The organism is Olivibacter domesticus (assembly GCF_900109575.1).
GTDB classification, from domain to species: Bacteria; Bacteroidota; Bacteroidia; order Sphingobacteriales; family Sphingobacteriaceae; genus Olivibacter; species Olivibacter domesticus.
In genome coordinates this window covers 176848-194187 of record NZ_FOAF01000006.1, presented here as the reverse complement: position 1 = coordinate 194187, position 17340 = coordinate 176848, and the positions used below count along the sequence as shown (strand labels likewise).

Annotated in this window: 13 protein-coding genes; all 13 read left to right on the top strand. The window is 39.2% G+C overall.

The genetic code is table 11. The annotated features are described in order from the left end of the window. Positions 1–19: 19 nt before the first annotated feature. The 13 genes from BMY50_RS19790 to BMY50_RS19730 all read left to right on the top strand — a co-directional run bounded on the left by BMY50_RS19790 (position 20) and on the right by BMY50_RS19730 (position 17340). Positions 20–1759: a capsule assembly Wzi family protein gene (locus BMY50_RS19790; RefSeq protein ID WP_093327978.1), complete on the top strand. Its 1740-nt coding sequence runs from the start codon at positions 20–22 to the stop codon at positions 1757–1759. 453 nt (positions 1760–2212) lie between these two features. After that, entirely contained in the window at positions 2213–3916 is a 1704-nt protein-coding gene (locus BMY50_RS19785) for a capsule assembly Wzi family protein (protein WP_093327975.1), read from the top strand. 103 nt (positions 3917–4019) lie between these two features. After that, the gene (locus BMY50_RS19780) at positions 4020–6548 is read left to right on the top strand and encodes an SLBB domain-containing protein (protein WP_093327972.1); all 2529 of its coding nucleotides are present in this window, start codon (positions 4020–4022) and stop codon (positions 6546–6548) included. 19 nt (positions 6549–6567) lie between these two features. Continuing rightward, positions 6568–7659, top strand: a complete 1092-nt coding sequence (locus tag BMY50_RS19775; RefSeq protein ID WP_093327969.1) for a Wzz/FepE/Etk N-terminal domain-containing protein — start codon at positions 6568–6570, stop codon at positions 7657–7659. A 38-nt stretch (positions 7660–7697) separates the two neighbouring features. Further along, a complete protein-coding gene (locus BMY50_RS19770; protein ID WP_093327966.1) occupies positions 7698–9110 on the top strand; it encodes an exopolysaccharide biosynthesis polyprenyl glycosylphosphotransferase in 1413 nt (470 codons plus the stop codon). A 26-nt stretch (positions 9111–9136) separates the two neighbouring features. After that, entirely contained in the window at positions 9137–9556 is a 420-nt protein-coding gene (locus BMY50_RS19765) for a sugar 3,4-ketoisomerase (RefSeq protein WP_093327963.1), read from the top strand. Further along, positions 9537–9950 carry a sugar 3,4-ketoisomerase gene (locus BMY50_RS19760; RefSeq protein WP_093327959.1) on the top strand — a complete coding sequence of 138 codons (414 nt, stop codon included), beginning with the start codon at positions 9537–9539 and terminating at the stop codon, positions 9948–9950. The genes BMY50_RS19765 and BMY50_RS19760 overlap by 20 nt, the downstream gene beginning before the upstream one ends. 5 nt (positions 9951–9955) lie before the next feature. Then, complete coding sequence (locus tag BMY50_RS19755; RefSeq protein ID WP_093327955.1) at positions 9956–10504, top strand: acyltransferase; 549 nt, start codon at positions 9956–9958, stop codon at positions 10502–10504. Further along, entirely contained in the window at positions 10504–11601 is a 1098-nt protein-coding gene (locus BMY50_RS19750; protein WP_093327951.1) for a DegT/DnrJ/EryC1/StrS family aminotransferase, read from the top strand. The genes BMY50_RS19755 and BMY50_RS19750 overlap by 1 nt, the downstream gene beginning before the upstream one ends. Positions 11602–11613: 12 nt before the next feature. Continuing rightward, the gene (locus BMY50_RS19745; RefSeq protein ID WP_093327950.1) at positions 11614–12927 is read left to right on the top strand and encodes a CDP-glycerol glycerophosphotransferase family protein; all 1314 of its coding nucleotides are present in this window, start codon (positions 11614–11616) and stop codon (positions 12925–12927) included. Between the two features lie 44 nt (positions 12928–12971). Continuing rightward, positions 12972–14774: an aminotransferase class I/II-fold pyridoxal phosphate-dependent enzyme gene (locus BMY50_RS19740; protein ID WP_093327947.1), complete on the top strand. Its 1803-nt coding sequence runs from the start codon at positions 12972–12974 to the stop codon at positions 14772–14774. Further along, positions 14771–15901 (top strand): NAD/NADP octopine/nopaline dehydrogenase family protein, encoded by a 1131-nt coding sequence (locus BMY50_RS19735; RefSeq protein WP_093327945.1) that lies wholly within the window; start codon positions 14771–14773, stop codon positions 15899–15901. Before BMY50_RS19740 ends, BMY50_RS19735 begins: the two co-directional genes overlap by 4 nt. A gap of 2 nt (positions 15902–15903) precedes the next feature. Continuing rightward, positions 15904–17340, top strand: coding sequence for a lipopolysaccharide biosynthesis protein (locus BMY50_RS19730; protein WP_093327942.1), 1437 nt, complete (start codon positions 15904–15906; stop codon positions 17338–17340).

Genomic DNA, 17340 nt, shown 5'->3' with positions numbered 1-17340 from the left:
CTTTGCGGCATATTTAATTATGGTAAAGATAATTAACCCAAACGCAAGGCGGTTTTTCGAAAATAATGCCGCCATCTATAGAGTTGTATTTATACTAATCATCCTGTCTGTAGCAGTCGCTGCTAAAGGGCAGACATTGCCGGTAGGTACCCCCTTTTTTGATGATTATTATCGGCGCGAACAATTGTTAGGACGATTAGACTCAACTGTTTCCTTTGCTATAAAGCCCTTGAGCAATCAAGTTATACGACGGCAAAACATTTATAATCCGGACAGCTCTTTGCAAAATGATAGAAGTATCTTTCATACAGCCAATAAAAAAGGTTTTGTGCAGTTGTTACCTATTAACTGGCAGCATCAAATTACCACCGCCTACCCCTATGGGTGGAATGATGGGGCAATGATTCCATCCAAGGGATATCAAACGATGTTCAGCGCTGGGGTGTATGCCGAATATAAATTTCTTAGCGTTCAATTCAGACCGGAATTCGTTTTTGCCCAAAATGCAGCCTATCAGGGCTTTAACGGGAACTCAGAAGAAGGGTGGTATAATTATTATTTTAATTTTGCTAATAGAATTGATTATCCTGAGCGTTTTGGTAATGGCGGTTATACTAAATTTTTTCCAGGGCAAAGCAGTGTCCGACTTAATTTTCATCCTATTTCGGTAGGCGTTTCTACAGAGAACCTTTGGTGGGGGCCAGGTATGCGCAATTCATTGCTTATGAGTAATACTGCCCCAGGCTTTTTACATGCTACTATTAATACTACACGACCTATACGTACACCTATTGGATCGTTCGAAGGGCAGATTGTAGGGGGGCGATTAAATTCCTCTGGTTATACTCCCAGACCTTTTAAAGGTATTCCTACAGAATATGATCATTATTATATCAACAAACCAGACGATTGGCGGTATTTTTCGGGTTTAGTGCTATCCTACCAGCCTAAATGGTTACCTGGCCTTTCTTTTGGATTAACCAGAAGTTTTATTGTCTATAGTAAAGATATGGGGAATAAATTGGGCGATTACATTCCTTTATTTCAATCAGGTTCAAAAGCAAATTATGTGGGGCCTGATGGCGAAAATCGGCAAGACGAGGGTGCACAAGATCAATATGTGTCTTTTTTTGGCCGATTGGTACTGCCTGCCGCTAAATTTGAAGTGTACGGGGAGTATGGAAGAAATGATCACCCCTGGAACCAGCGTGACTTAACAGTGATGCCCAATCATTCGCGTGCTTATATAATTGGGATGCGCAAATTAGTTCCCTTAAATAATGTCCACCAAGATTTGTTGCAGGTTAATTTTGAAATTACGCAGCTAGAAATGCCGAAAACGGCCAGCCAAAGAGAAAGCACACCTTTTTATGTGCATTATCAGGTATTAGACGGTTATACGCACCAAGGGCAGGTACTGGGAGCAGGTATCGGCCCGGGAAGCAACCTGCAATCAATCAATGTTAGCTGGTTGCGCGGCCTAAAACAAGTAGGTGTACAGTTAGAGCGATACGTGCATAATAACGATCTGTACTACTATGTTGTTTCCAGAGATTTAAGACGGAACTGGGTAGATTACAGCTTAGCCTTCCATGGAGAATGGGATTATAAACAATTTCTTTTCTATGGCAAAACGCAATTTATGAAAGCCTACAACTATCAATATCAAATCAAAGATAACCCTGTGGATTATTGGGGATTCAAAGGAGTTGATAAGTTTAATTTCCAGTTGCAATTGGGCATGATGTATAGGTTTTAGAATATTATTTAGTTATTGGTTGTTCGTTGGTAGTTATTCGTTATTAATAGCAAGATTATATTAGTTGTGAGTTGCCAGTTACGAGTTGTGAGCTATTGGTATCAAGACGTAAGACATAAGTAGCAAGACGCCAGTAGCAAGACATAAGTACAGAGGTATAAAGGATAATGGGGCTTTAGTGATGTGGGCTAGGACCGGCCTCATAAGATGAGCGTTAAAAAAATAAACTGTTGCTAGGGATATGCTGTGAGGAAGCGAAGAGGGGATAAGATTGGAGCGGCTGCACAGCATAAATAAGGAAGTTTGTTTTTAGCGAAGATTATGCAGCCTTGGATTTTTGTAACTTTTGGGCCAAGCCAAAAGTTAATAAATAAGATTTTAAGCTGAGAGTTTTCTTTTGTTACTTTTCTTTAGCGGAAAAAAGAAAAGTAAATAAAAAAATTAAGAACAAAAATGAGACAATACATAAAACTATCTCTTATCATTCTTTTACTAGGCTCTAGTATCTCCCTGAAGTCTCAAGTTCTTCCTGTGGGCACCCCCGTACTTGATGATTATTACAGGAGGCAGCAACTTTTGGGTAAAGTAGATTCTACCATTAGCTTTTCCATAAGACCCCTAAACAATATGGGCCTTCAGCGTGGCAATATTTACAATCCAGATAGTCTAACAACGATTGATCGTAGTTTTATACGCACCAGTATCCCCGATTTAACTATTCAATTGCTTCCGCTTAGCTGGGTACAGCAGGTGAACACCAAATACCCCTACGGGTACAATGACGGGGGGATGATTCCGGCTCGTGGGTATCAAACGCAGGTTAGTGCCGGTATTTATGCCCGTTATAAAGGCTTCGAAGTGCAATTAAGGCCCGAATTTATCTATGCAGAAAACAAAGACTACCAGCGTTTCGATAGCGATCAACTTTTGCATTGGCAAGGCTGGTATTCTTTACACAATAACATTGATATGCCCGAACGTTTCGGAGAAGGCGCCTATAAAAAACTTTATTTAGGACAGAGCTATATACGCTATAATTATCGGTCCCTTAGCTTAGGGGTATCTTCAGAGAATTTATGGTGGGGGCCTGGCATGTATAACTCGTTATTGATGAGTAATACGGCACCTGGGTTTTTACACATTACCCTTAATACCAATAAGCCAATCAAAACGGGTATCGGTTCCTTTGAGGGGCAATTAATTGGAGGACAGTTGAGATCATCGGGTTATACGCCTACCACTTTTGGCAACCCCACACATTTTGATTATCTATACGAAGAAAAACCCCCGGGCTGGCGGTACATTTCAGGTTTTGTCATGACCTATCAGCCTAAATGGTTACCCGGTTTATCTTTAGGCCATGCCCGCAGTTATGTTGTATACCGGCATGATATGGGTAACGGATTAAACTCTTTCTTGCCATTTTTCGGGCCAGGTTCTTGGACAGATCCGAATGATCCCTCCATTAATTTAAATTCCGAACAGCGCAAAAACAGAGATGGGTATAAATCCTTCTTCTTTCGGTGGGTGCTTCCGGCAGGGCAGGCAGAATTTTATGGAGAATATGGGCGGAATGATCCAGCTTGGGATAGTAGAGACCTAAAGGTTGAACTAGAACATTCACGCGCTTACACACTGGGTTTACGGAAACTGTTTACATTACCGGGCATTCATCAAGATCATCTACAGTTTAACCTGGAACTCACCCAGTTGGCAAGCTCTAGAACCAGTACGATACGTAACAGTCCGCAATGGTATGCGAGTGGGATTGTGCGAGATGGCTATACCAATAGAGGGCAAATATTAGGCGCAGGAGCAGGCCCGGGGTCCAGCGTACAAACCATTAATTTCAGCTGGTTGAGAGGGATGAAGCAGATAGGTCTCATGTTTCAGCGTTACGAACATAATAATGATTTTTATTTTAATTGGATCGGCGATATCAGAAAGAATTGGGTAGATTTGAGTTTAGCAGGTTATGGCGAATGGAATTACAAAAATTTCCTCTTCAATGCCAAGCTGCAATACATCAATGGCTTAAATTATCAATACGAGTTAAAAGAAATAAAGGAAAATCCTCAAGGAACAGATTTTTGGCAATTTTTTAAACAAGATAAGGCGAATATGCATTTGCAGTTAGGTGTGATGTATCGTTTTTAGGGCAGTTTACGTTTAAGTTTTGTCGACTGCCAAAAAAGTAGTTTATTTGCATAAAAAACCCATTAATTTACTACACAGGGGCCTTAAATAAATAAAGCACAGAATGATTAAAAAGTACGTTCTATATGTAGCACAAGTCCTACTTATTGTTTCGATAGTAACTATCTCCCAAGCGGCAAGCGCTCAGAGTATTGATCCACAAAACTTAAGTAGTGTAAATGTAGACGAATTAAGTGACGACCAGATCCGAGAATTTATGAAGCAAGCGGAATCATCTGGCCTGAGTGAAACGGACATGATCCAAATGGCTAAGGCCAGAGGCATGAATCAAACGGAGATTGAAAAGCTAAGGTCTCGTGTAGAACAGCTAGGTGGAACGACTACCACAGATAATACCAAAAGTAATAGCTTATTAAGCGGAGAAGGACGTGTTGTGAGCGGTATGGATGAAGATAGTTCGGCTTATGATGAAGATTCAGCCGCGACCAAAACACCTGCGCAGCGCATTGATGAAGCACTTCGGGCGCGCATTTATGGCGGGAGTCTATTTTTGAACAGCCAACCTCGTTTTGAACCCAATCTACGCGTTGCTACCCCTTTAGATTATGTCATTGGGCCAGACGACGAATTACGCATCGATGTTTTTGGTAATTCCGAAGTAAGCCATCGTTTAGTTGTGAGTCCAGATGGTACCATTAATATTCCCTACGTAGGTGTAGTAGATGTTGGCGGAGCAACGATTGAGCAAGCCACAGCGCGCGTAAAAGCCAAAATGGCAACCGTTTATACGGCCATTAAAGCAGGCACTACGAAAGTTAACATCACATTGGGGAATATCAGAAGTATCAAAGTCATTCTAACGGGCGAAGTCGTAAAACCAGGCACCTATACCTTACCCTCCGTCGCCACTGTGTTTAATGCGCTTTACAGTTCGGGAGGTCCTACTTCAAACGGTTCCGTTAGAAGTATTAAGGTTATCCGTGCTGGTAAAACAATTGCTGATCTTGATCTATACGATTTTCTCCAGAATGGCAGTATGCAGGGAAATGTGAGTCTACGCGATCAGGATGTGATCCAAGTTTCACCGTATCTTAGCAGAGTTGAAATGTTAGGTGAAGTAAAACGCCCGATGCTTTTCGAAGTAAAAGCAGGCGAAAACTTTGAAGACCTTTTACGATATGCAGGAGGTTTTACCGAAGAGGCCTATCAGGCACGTATCAGTGTCATTCGTAATACAGGAAAAGAGAGAAGGTTAGAAGATATTTTAGAAAGCCAATATACGCAGTTTGAGCCAAAAACTGGCGATAAGTTTAGTGTTGAGCGCTTGCTAGACCGTTATACCAATCGTGTTACTATTTCGGGAGCTGTTTTTAGGCCAGGTGAATATGAGTTGAGCACCGGTTTAACGCTTTCGATGTTAATCAAGAAGGCAGATGGGATTAAAGAAGATGCCTTTACCAATAAGGGCTATGTTATCCGTTTAAAAGACGACTTTCAACGCGAGCAATTGAGCTTTAATGTGGCTGATATTTTGGCGGGTACCACACCGGATATTCCGTTAAAACGTGAAGATATGGTGTTCGTATCTTCCATTTTTGATTTACGCAATGAATACACAATCGAAATTAACGGCGAAGTTCGTAAACCAGGTAAATATAATTTTGCAGAAGGGATGACCCTAGAAGAACTCATTATTCAGGCCGGCGGATTCACCGAGAGCGGTTCGGGAAACAGAGTTGAAATTGCCCGCCGAGTGGTAAATGCAGAGGCCATGTCTATGTCGGCTAATACCGCAGAAATTTATCATGTAAATGTAGATCGCGGTTTAAAAGAAACTGCAAATTTTGAGTTAAAACCTTTTGATATGATCAGTGTCCGTACCGAGACGGGTTACGTAAAGCAGCGCATGGTACGAGTGGAAGGGGAAGTGCTTTATCCGGGCGAATATTCTATTAGCCGTAAAGACGAGCGTATCTCAGACATCATTAAACGTGCTGGAGGCTTTACACCTTATGCCTACGTAGACGGTGTTTCGCTTAAACGTAAGGATTTTGATGCTACACATATTGATTCCACAAGTAATTTGGAAAAGCAGCGCTTAAAATCACAAGAAGAATTGAGGCAAGAGCGTGTGGCCCGTTTAAGTGCGTTGCAACAAAGCACGGTTAATCCAAACGCAGCACCCGATCAGCAGAGCCTAAATAACAGCTATGTAGGTATTAATATGAATGAAATCCTTAAAAAGCCAGGTCATATTTCAGATTTGATATTAGAAGAAGGCGATATCTTGCGCGTACCAAAACAGTTGCAAACGGTTAAGGTAAGTGGAGAAGTGCTGTCTCCCGTTACAGTGGTATACAGTAACAATAAAGGTTTCAAACAATACATCTCGCAAGCGGGCGGCTTTTCACAGCGTGCGCTTCGTAAAAGATCATATGTGGTATATGCTAATGGTTCTGCCAGAAGTACCAGTAGGTTTATATTCTTTAATAACTATCCTAAAATTAAACCAGGGTCAGAAATTTTCGTTCCACAACGGTTAGAGCGCGAGCGGATGAATGCTGGTCAATGGGTAGGATTGGGAAGCGGTATTGCTACTGCTTTAGGAGTAATTGTAGCCTTATTTAGATAGTCTTCTTAAATCAATAGCAATGGCAGAAAATAATATAAACACCAATAACGCTACAAATAAAGCCGAAGACGAAGTAAGTTTGAAAGAACTTATTATTAAGCTTAAAGAAGGGTGGCAATACTTACGGAGCAAATGGATTTTAATCTTGTTGGTAGGTATAGTAGGCGCTGTGCTAGGGTTATTAGTGGCAGTTTTTAAGAAACCAACCTATGATGCAGAACTTACCTTCGTACTGGAAGAGGAGCAAGGCGGAAGTGGAGCCTTAGGTGCTTATGCAGGCATCGCTTCTCAATTCGGCATCAATTTGGGAGGCATGGAGGGAGAAGGGCTGTTTAATAAAGATAATATCGTTGAGTTTTTAAAATCCCGGCGAATGATTCAAAAAACACTATTGACAGAAGCAAATTTCGACGGTGAAAAGCAGCTGTTAGTTGATCGATACGCCGAAATGAATAAACTAAAAGAGAAGTGGGGAGAGCAGCCCAAGTTGAAAGATTTTCATTTTGTTGCTGACACGTCGCGTATCTTTTTGCAAGATAGTCTGTTGGCGATTTATCATAAAGCTATCTTAAAAGATAATCTCACCATTGATAAGTTAGATAAAAAATTAAGTATACTTTCTATTGTAGTAAATGCAAAAGACGAGCTTTTTGCTAAAGCCTTTTGTGAAAAGTTGATTAGCAATGTTACGGAATTTTATATAAGAACCCGTACAAAGAAATCACAGGATAACCTTGATGTATTAACCAAGCAGGTAGATTCTGTGAGACGTGAACTAAATAGTGCCATCGGCGGCGTAGCGGTGGCCACCGAAGCGAATCCCAATCCCAATAAAGCTTTTCAAACTCTTGGTGTAGCGTCCAAGTTAAGGACGGTGGATGTACAAGCCAATACAGCAATCCTTACAGAATTGGTGAAGAATCAAGAGCTAGCTAGGATGACGGTACGCAATGCCAAGCCACTCATTCAAGTATTGGATAAGCCAATATTACCTTTGGAAAAGAATAAAATAGGTAAAGTAACTGGCGTGGTGATTGGTGGTTTTATTGCCGGTTTTTTATGTACCATTATTTTATTAGTACGTAGAATATTCCAATCAATATTGGAATAGCGTGTTATGGACGTTTAATAGATTATCTAAAATCAGTCATGATTATTAATAATCGTACATCATATTATTTTATTCAGATTCTTACGGATGTTTGTCTGCTGTGCATTGCCTTTGCCGTAGGGATAACATATGGGAGCGATCACCGTCTCCAAGAAATCAATTTAATTGATGTCGGTTTTCTCGTATTTCTGCTCAGTGGTTGGTATGTGTCAAGCCGTTATTACCAATTGTATGCTCAATCGGCTCCCAACACTCGAATTAAAGAGATTTTTAACAGCATTAACTGTATCATTGTACAGGTAATGCTCATCATCCTCTTTATATTTGCATTTAAAGAAGATGTATATTACAGACGTTTCGCCCTCATCTATGGAAGCGTACTTATCCTATTTCTTCCCGTATCCAAAATCTTTATTAAGAAGCTTTTTTTCTTTTTGTATGGTAAAGGATTTTTGCGTAAACGGGCAATAGTGATTGGTGATGGCGTTACTGGCAGAGGTTTTTATAGATACTTGCAGCAAAATCAGTTATATGGTTATGAGGCGGTTAAATACATCAACGGTCGCATAATTTCACGCGCTAACGGCGCAGCTATAGAAAAGATTAATTCAATCGCAATAGGCCACGGGCAGATAGGTCAAATTGATGAAGTATTTATTACAGAGCCTGATAATGAGGAGTATGATGTTAAATCAATTTCAGAAGTATTGGGTTCCTATGCAGTAAGATTAAGAATCGTTCCTCGCTTAACCGTTTCCGAAGATATGGCGCATCCGTCTTCCATCACGATGCTAGGATCTTTTCCCTTAATAAGCGTTCGGAAGGAGCCTTTAGAAGATTCCTATAATCAGCTTGTAAAAAGAATTTTTGATGTGTTGTTTAGCATACTTGTATTGTTAATTGTTTTTTCTTGGTTATTTCCAATTATTGCAATATGCATCAAATTGAACTCAAAAGGCCCTGTTTTTTTTAAACAAGAGCGTTGGGGGAAGCGTAACAAGCGTTTTATTTGCTATAAATTCCGATCCATGTATACAGACCGTTGCGATTTAGATAGAAATGGCAAATTTAGGCAAGCACAAAAAGGAGACGATAGGGTAACGCCGATAGGCCGCTTTTTACGAAGGACTAATCTGGACGAATTCCCGCAATTTTTTAATGTCTTAATCGGCGATATGAGTGTAGTAGGGCCTAGACCACATGCTTCCCTCATGAACACAGAATCGGTTGAAGTAATTAATAAATATTTAGTAAGGCACCAAGCGAAACCTGGTATCACAGGATGGGCGCAGGTTAACGGACTACGAGGGGAATCTGGCAACGTTGGTTTGCTCCAGGCCAGAGTAGCCCACGATATTTGGTACATAGAGCATTGGACATTTTTATTGGATTTAAAAATTATCTTCCTTACCTTTTGGGGAATGGTAGTAGGTGATAAGCATGCTTATTAGCCCGATATTATTTATACAACAAACAAATGAAGCTTAATCAATCCTATCTCATCGAATTACCTAAAATTTTTGATGATCGCGGCAATCTTTCTTTTTTGGAGGGGTCTAATCACATTCCATTTGAGATCGCCCGCACTTATTGGATTTATGATGTTCCAGGTGGTGAAATTCGCGGTGCACATGCGTTTAAACAACAAGAAGAAATAATTATTGCCTTGTCTGGCAGCTTTGATATCGTTTTAAATGACGGCAAAAGCGAGCAAGTTTACTCACTTAATCGATCATACAAGGCACTTTACGTTCCAAAAATGATATGGCGCAGCATGCAAAACTTTTCCACAAATGCGGTCGCGCTAGTTGCTGCTTCCACGTCATTTAATGTAGATGATTATATAAGAGATTTTGATGAATTCTGTAAAATAAAAAATGATGGCGTCCGTATATAATTGTCCTGTAATTACATTACCTAAAGTACACAATCGGGCTGGAAATATAACAGCGGTTAACAACGAGCTAGAATTACCTTTTTCGGTAAAGCGCCTCTATTATCTTTACGATGTGCCCGGTGGAGAGACGCGGGGAGGTCATGCGCACTATAAACTCCAGCAGTTGATTGTAGCTGTGAGCGGTAGCTTTGACGTTATTTTAGACGATGGCACGGTAAAGAAAACCGTTCATTTAAACAGGCCAAACTATGGCCTTTTAGTGGTGCCGGGCATTTGGCGTGATTTAGTTAATTTTTCATCAGGCGCGGTTTTATTGGTACTGGCATCGGAAAGTTATGATGAACTAGATTATATTCGTGATTATAATGAATTTTTAGAATACGCTAAAAAATAATACTAATGGAAGCTATTATTCATCAGTTGGCAGATGTACAGACAGTACATATTGGAGCAGGCACTCATGTATGGCAGTTTACCGTTATTTTAAAGGATGCAAAAATTGGCATAGGATGTAACATCAACTGTAACTGTTTCGTGGAAAATGATGTGGTGATAGGTGATCAGGTAACAGTGAAATCTGGCGTGCAGATCTGGGATGGCGTAACCTTGGAAGATTATGTGTTTATAGGGCCAAATGCCACCTTTACCAATGATTATGTCCCTCGATCAAAAGTTTATCCGGGTAAATTTGAGCGTACCCTTGTAAAGCGTGGAGCTTCTATAGGCGCTAATAGTACCGTTGTTGCGGGCGTAACAATTGGCGAATACGCCTTCATTGGCGCTGGTTCTGTGGTAACAAAAGATATTCCTCCCCACACGGTTTGGTATGGCAATCCTGCCAGACATAAAGGATATATTACAAAAGATGCCATACTATTGAATCTGCAATTGGTTGATCCACTTACGGGAGACCAATACGCATGGCAAGACAATGAAATAAAGAAGTGATGATAAAATTTTTAGATTTACATGCCATTAACCAACAGCACCGCGAAGAGTTTATCGATGCTTTTACCCGGGTGTTGGATTCCGGATGGTTTTTAATGGGAAAAGAGCTTCAGCAGTTTGAACAACAATTTGCTGCTTATTGTGGCACGAAAGAGGCGATAGGTGTTGCAAATGGTTTAGACGCGCTCTCTCTTATTATCAGAGCATATAAAGAGATGGGCATTTTTCAAGACGGAGATGAGATTTTAGTCCCTTCTAACACATTTATTGCTAGTATATTAGCTATTTCTGCGAATAACCTGACACCTGTATTAATAGAGCCAATTTTAGAGGATTATAATATAGATCCTGCGTTAATAGAAGAAAAGATCACGTCAAAAACAAAAGCTATCCTGGTAGTACATCTATATGGGCAACTAGCAGATATGTCTGCCATTACAGTGCTTTCTAAGAGGCATAATTTGAAGCTTATTGAAGATGCAGCACAGGCACATGGTGCAGCATTAGACGGAAAAAAGGCCGGCGGTTGGGGCGATGCGGCAGCGTTTAGTTTTTATCCAGGTAAAAATTTGGGTGCTTTGGCAGATGCCGGTGCTGTAACTACTAGTGATGCCAATTTAGCGCAAGTTATTAGGGCCTTGTTAAATTATGGTTCCCATGAAAAATACAAAAACCTCTATAAAGGAACCAATAGCCGCCTAGATGAAATTAATGCGGCAATGCTAGCCATAAAGCTAAAACATCTTGATGAAGAAACCGCTTCAAGGAGGGCAGTTGCTAATCGCTATTTAAGCGAAATAAACAACCCAAAGATTGTGCTGCCGCGGGTGAAAAATCCTATGGCGCATGTTTGGCATTTATTTGTAATAAGATGTGCGCAAAGAGATGAGCTGCAAACTTATTTGCAAAATCATCATATACAAAGCCTTATTCATTATCCTATTCCTCCACATAAGCAGGAAGCTTATAAAGAATGGGGCAATTTAAGCTTCCCCATTTCTGAAAAAATTCATGAAGAGGTTTTGAGCTTACCAATTAGTCAGGTACTGAGGGAAGAAGAAGTTCATGAAGTAATCGCATTGATTAATAAGTTTTAAAAGATAGTAATATTGAGAAACCTTAAAGCACTATATAAAAAAATAATCCCTTTAGCTGTAAGAGATCAGGTATACGCTTTTCGTCTTTTTTTAGGTGGTAACAAAGAGCTAAAGTTAATTAAAAGCCAGCAGGAACAGAACCGCCTATTAGAAGAAAAAATTGCAGGGAAAGCAAAAATAAAGGTGGCATTTTTTGTTGTTTTTAGTGCAGTTTGGAAATTTGATGAACTATATAAATTACTTGTTGCAAGCGAACGCTTTGAGCCCGTAATTTTTATCTGCCCATATTTAATTTATGGCCAGGAGAAAATGCTGGAGGAAATGAATATTGCAAGTAAAAAACTGCAGGAAAAAGGATATCATGTAGTGAACACTTATAATGCTAAAAACGATTCTTGGCTAGATATTAAGCAGGAGTTTAAACCCGATATTGTCTTTTTTACAAATCCCTATAGGTACGTAACAAAAGATGATTATTACATTACTAACTTTTCGGACGTGCTAACCTGTTACGTTCCCTATTCATGTGCTGTGTGTAGCTTGCAGAAAAGTCAGTACGATCAACTTTTTCATAATTTATTATGGCGGTTCTTTGTAGAAACGCCCATTAATCTGGAATTTTCCAAAACATTTTCGAGAATAAAAGGAATAAATACAAGGGTGTCGGGTTATCCAAGCCTTGACGTATTTCTTAATAAGAATTATCAACCAACCGATGTTTGGAAGATAAAAGATGCGCAAGTTAAACGAGTTATTTGGGCACCACACCACACCATCGATAATAGAGAAGAATTGGATTTTTCAACTTTCCTGTTTTATCACGAATTCATGTTGAAAATCGCGACTGAACTTGAAGGGAAAATTCAACTAGCATTTAAGCCTCATCCTATATTGAAAGCAAAATTATATGATCTGGAAGGGTGGGGGAAGGAGCGTACAGATAATTATTATACCATGTGGGAAGAACTTCCTAATGGCCAATTAGAGCTGGGAGAATATACAGATCTTTTCTATACCTCAGATTTTATGGTATTCGATAGTATTTCATTTATTATGGAATATTTGTACTTGCAAAAACCGGGTATTTTCACATTAAAAAGTCCGCACGTTCCCAAAAAACTGAATAAACTTGGCGAATTATGTCTTGGAAACTATTATAAAGTTAATAATAAAGAGGAATTAAGAGCATCGATCCTTCAGCTTTTGGCAGGAGAAGATCCGCTATTTCAGACCCGAAAGACTTTTTTCAAAGAATATTTAAATCCACCTAATAATGGCACTGCCACAGAGAATATTTTTCATGAATTAATAAAAACAGTAAAATAGTTCATTAAAACATCTTATGAACTAAACAACAAACCAACATAAGTATGCAAGCAATTATATTAGCCGCCGGTATGGGAAAAAGATTAGGAGAGCTTACTCGGCATAATACCAAGTGCATGGTAAAAGTAAATGGGGTCACGCTAATAGATCGATTATTGACTCAATTAAGTAATCATAAACTAAGCCGTGTGGTGATTGTAACTGGTTATGAAGGACGCAAACTCCAAGAGTATCTTGGAACAGATTATCAAGGTACTCCTATCGAATATATTGATAATCCTGTTTATAATAAAACCAATAATATCTATTCTCTTTTTTTAGCAAAAGACTATCTTTTAAAGGAAGAAACATTATTAATAGAATCAGATCTTATCTTTGAAGACGCCATTATAGATGAAATTATTAAAAATCCGTATCCAACGCTAGCGGCAGTAGCCAAATACGAAAGCTGGATGGATGGTACCGTTGTAATGCTTGATAAGGAAAATAGTATTCAAAGTTTTATTCCAAAAAAAGCGTTTAACTATAATGATAAAGACCTCTATTACAAGACAGTAAATATTTATAAATTTAGCAGGCGATTTTCCAAACGCTATTACGTGCCTTTTCTAAAAGCTTACAGTAAAGCCTTAGGTGATAATGAATATTACGAACAGGTATTGCGTATTGTCATGATGATCGATAAGGTCGAGCTAAAAGCGCTTCCCTTACATGGCGAGAAATGGTATGAAATAGACGATATTCAAGACCTTAATAATGCGGAGACGCTTTTTGCAGCAGAGGTAGATAAACTTTCTCTCTATCAAAAGAGATATGGCGGATATTGGCGCTTTCCGAAATTGAAAGATTTCTGTTATCTCGTAAATCCACTATTTCCACCTAAACGGTTAAAAGACGAGCTAAAGGCAAATATGGATACCCTGTTAACAGAATATCCTTCAGGGGCTGGTGTTAACCGAACATTGGCCGGTAAGTACTTTTCTGTTAACCCAGATTATATTACCATTGGCAATGGTGCAGCAGAACTTATTTCGGCGTATCTAAGCCATCACAATGTAAAAACGGGTGTTGTATTTCCAACATTCGAAGAATATCCAAACAGATTAAAAAAGGAAAATATAGTTGCATATTATCCGGCTAATGCAGATTTCAGCTACAGCGCAAAAGATCTTATTAGCTATTTTGAAGAACATCCCATCAAGCAGTTATTACTAATCAATCCCGATAACCCCTCTGGTAATTTCTTAAGGAAGGAAGAAGTTGAAGAACTATTACAGTGGACGCTTCAACGTAAGATTAAATTATTGTATGACGAATCCTTTATAGATTTTGCAGCAGGATATTTCAGCATGCTTTCAGATGAAGTCTTAAAGAAGTATCCTAATCTAGTTGTCGTAAAAAGTATTTCCAAGTCATACGGTGTTCCTGGCTTGCGTTTAGGTGTAATGGCAAGTGCAGATCAACAAGTTGTACAAAGTATACAATCAGCTATTGCTATTTGGAATATCAATTCTTTTGCTGAGTTTTACCTCCAAATATTTGGGAAATATGAAAGTGATTATTATCGCGCTTGTAAGGAATTTTTAACGATACGTGATAAGTTTCATAATAAATTGAAAACGATTAAATTTCTCCGTGTTATACCGTCGTCGGCGAATTATTTTTTATGTGAAGTGAAAGAATTCACGTCTTTAGCGTTAACGGAAAAGCTGCTGCTTAAAAACATCTTAATTAAAGATTGTAGTACAAAAGCAGGCTTTAACGGACAAAACTTTGTTCGGATAGCGATCCGCAATAAAGAAGATAATAATTTATTAATTAAGGCCTTAAGGGAACTAAGCTTATGAAACCAACACAGCGACTAAAAGTATGTATTTGCGGAGGGGGAGGCTTGGGGCATGTGATAGCTGGAGTTCTTGCGAGCAAAGGCTACACCGTAAACCTGTTAACAAGCAAACCAGCGTCTTGGCGCCATACTATTCGCGTAACAGATGATTTTCAAAAAGAATATAAAGGAAAATTAGCAGTTATTTCTGATAATCCAGCAGACGTTATTCCTCAAAGCCAATTTATTTTATTTTGTCTTCCCGGTTTCCTTATCCAGGAAACATTAGAAAAAATAAAAGATCATATCAACATTGGCACAGTCGTAGGTTCGGTCGTTTCCAGTACAGGATTCTTAATAATGGCGCAAAAAATTTTAGACAAGCATATTGGATTGTTTGGTTTTCAGCGCGTCCCTTTTATTGCGCGAGTGGCTCAATATGGAAAATCGGCTCAACTATTAGGGTATAAAAAGGAGCTAAAGGTGGCCTTTTCCAATGTGCATGCAGAGCCAAAAATTGTTTCTGTGTTACAAGAGATGTTTGACCTCCCGATTATCAAGTTAAATCATATTTTGGAGGCAACATTAACCAATAGCAATCCTTTGCTTCACCCCGCGCGCCTATATAGTCTTTTTAGAGATTATCAGCCAGGGAAAATTTACGAAGAGGAATATTCTTTTTATGAAGAATGGACCGATCATAGTTCTGCAACACTTATTGCCTGCGATGAAGAATTTCAGCAGGTGTTAAGAGAATTCCCTACAAAAATAGAAAAGATCCCGTCACTTTTAACGTATTATGAGAGCTATGACGCACAATCTTTAACTGCTAAAATAAGGTCTATCAGTGCTTTTAAGGGCATAAAAGTTTCCATGTATCCTCAATTAGGCGGGTATGTGCCTAATTTTAACAACAGGTATTTTCAGGAAGATTTTCCATACGGGATAATTATTGTTAAATCAATTGCGAAGCATCTTCATGTAGCAACTCCTCAAATTGATGAAATTATTGAATGGGGTCAACGTATGATGGGGAAGGAGTACCTCGTCAACGGCCGCTTAGTTGGTAAAGATATAAAGCAGAGTGGCGCAATAAGTTCATCAGAATTAGACACCGTAATAAAGCAGGAGAATATTACCATCGATTAATTATGTCGCTAAAAGCAAAAGCATTTAATGGTCTTGCGTGGAATTCGTTGGAGAGTTTATTAGTTAGAGGCATTAGTTTCATCATTAGCATTATTATTGCACGTTTAGTAAGTCCAGAGGCCTACGGCTTAATAGGTATGCTAACGGTATTTATTGCCATATCTAGCTTATTTATAGAGAGCGGGTTTAGTAGGGCTTTGGTGCAGCGTAAAAACTGTACACAGACAGATTTTAGCACGGTATTTTATTTCAATTTAGCAGTTAGTGTACTGATATACTTAATATTATATTTCGCTGCCCCCGCGATTGCCGAATTTTATGATACGCCAGCACTCATACTGCTCCTGCGAGTGCTTAGTTTACAGTTTATTGTAGCGGCATTAGTGGTGGTTCATCGTGCTAAGTTAATGATCGAAATCGATTTTCAAACCCCTGCGAAGATAAATGTAATAGCCATCGTTATTAGTGGAGCGATAAGTTTATATATGGCTTATCATGGCTACGGGGTATGGGCATTGGCAGCACAAACATTATCTCTTGCCGCTGCAACCACTATATTGATGTGGTTTAGCATGAAGTGGCGGCCCAGCTGGGAATTCTCTGTACAAGCTTTTCGCGAGATGTTCGGATATGGCTCAAAAATATTGCTGGCGGGCTTATACTCAACTGTCTTAAATAATATTTATACCATCATGATAGGCAAGTGGTATCAATCAAAAGCGTTGGGATATTATACACGTGCAAACACGCTAGCAGAGATGTCTGCAGGAACGGTTAATGCCATCATCACAAATGTTACCTTTCCATTACTCACCTCCATTCAGGACGATCGTGAAAAGCTAGTATCTGTTTATAGCAGATTACTGTCTATGACCGCTTTTATCGTTTTCCCGGCCATGACACTTTTTGCTGTCGTATCAGAACCATTCGTGCGACTTTTCCTTACCGAGAAATGGTTACCCGCCGTTGTTTTGTTACAATGGCTATGCATGGCGAAATTATTTATGCCCATCAGTGCCTTAAACCTCAATTTGTTAAATGCTGTAGGGCGGTCTGATCTTTTTCTAAAGACCGATTTATGTAAGTTGCCGCTGATTGTATTGACCATGGTCATTACGTTGCCTATGGGCACGAAAGCCGTGGTGATCGGTAGTTTCATCAATACTTTTATAAGCTATTTTATCAATACCTATATGCCTGGTCGCTTATATGCTTATGGCGCCATTAAACAGATAAAAGATTGCTTTAGCATTATTATTTGTACCATGGTTATGGCATTCCTGAGCTACCTGAGCATGCGTTTATTCTCCTCTCCATTAATACAGCTCATTGTTGCCGTTTCCGTTGCTGCAATTGCTTATCTGTTGACGGCTTTTTTATTGAAAGTAAAGGAGTTAGACGAGTTGAAATACGTGTTCAATAGAATTGTAAAAAAATAA